At 41.3% G+C, this 1,398-nt stretch carries 1 protein-coding gene; it reads right to left on the bottom strand.

Annotated elements, in window-relative coordinates; translation table 11 throughout:
* Positions 1–163: 163 nt before the first annotated feature.
* Positions 164–1,398: hydroxylamine reductase (gene hcp, locus D0T56_RS16500; RefSeq protein ID WP_163321264.1), on the bottom strand; the 1,235-nt coding region annotated here is incomplete at its 5' end.

The raw sequence follows: 1,398 nt of genomic DNA, 5'->3' as shown, positions 1-1,398 counted from the left end.
TTATATATAATCAACCTATTACGGTTGAAATTGAAAAATTAACGCATCAGTAGTAGTTAGACTTTATTATTCTTTTCTTAAATAACACAGTCCACCAAATATTAGTTTATCACAATGAAGGAAAGCCTTCAGTAGGATTCTTCAACTATCGGTATTTAGTAGATTATGCTAAAAACATCTTCATATCCTCGTCCGGCGTGGTAATTCCTCCGATGCCAAAATTATCGATTAGTACTTTGGCTACATTTGGAGAAAGGAATGCAGGCAACGTAGGTCCTAAGTGAATGCTTTTCACTCCCAATGAAAGCAATGCCAACAAAACGATTACCGCTTTCTGTTCGTACCAAGCAATATTGTATGCGATTGGCAATTCGTTTACATCATTTAGTTCAAATACTTCTTTCAGTTTCAAAGCGATCAACGCTAATGAATAGCTGTCGTTACATTGACCAGCATCAAGCACGCGTGGGATGCCGCCGATATCGCCCAACGGCAGTTTGTTATAGCGATACTTGGCACAGCCTGCGGTAAGGATTACCGTGTCTTTCGGAAGATTTTCAGCAAATTCAGTATAATAGTTGCGGTTCTTCATACGTCCGTCGCAACCTGCCATAACGAAGAATTTGCGGATAGCACCTGATTTTACGGCATCGACTACCTTATCAGCCAGTGTAAATACCTGTTCATGGGCAAAACCTCCGATGATTTCTCCTGTTTCGATTTCGGTAGGAGCTTTGCATTGTTTAGCATGTTCAATCAGTTTAGAGAAGTCTTTCGCTTTACCTTCTTTGCGGTCTTCAATGTGTGTGAATCCGCTGAATCCGGAAGCGCCTGTAGTATAAACCCTATCGGCATAAGTGGATGTGGAACGGGGTGGCACGATACAGTTGGTCGTAAACAGGATAACACCATTGAACGATTCGAAATCTTCATTCTGACGCCACCACGCACTACCATAGTTCCCTGCGAAGTGCTTGTATTTCTTAAATGCCGGATAGTAGTGTGCCGGAAGCATTTCGCTGTGAGTATAAACATCCACACCTGTACCTTCAGTCTGTTCCAACAAATCTTGCATATCGCGCAGGTCGTGACCGGATATTAAGATAGCCGGATTATTACGAACCCCGATATTGACTTTTGTTATTTCGGGATTGCCATAAGTAGAAGTATTGGCTTTATCGAGCAATGCCATAGTTTTTACACCATATTCACCACATTTAAGCACTAATGCAGTCAATTCATCAGCAGAAAGTTCTTGAGTTGTTGCAACTAATGCTTCTTGCATGAAAGCGTGAATATCGTTATTGTCGAAGCCCAGATTAACGGCGTGTTCTGCGTATGCAGCCATCCCTTTTAATCCGTAGATTAATAATTCGCATAATGAACGAATATCTTCAT

It is taken from the genome of Dysgonomonas sp. 520, assembly GCF_010501095.1.
Classification (GTDB): domain Bacteria; phylum Bacteroidota; class Bacteroidia; order Bacteroidales; family Dysgonomonadaceae; genus QVMP01.
This window is presented reverse-complemented; position numbering and strand designations above follow the sequence as displayed.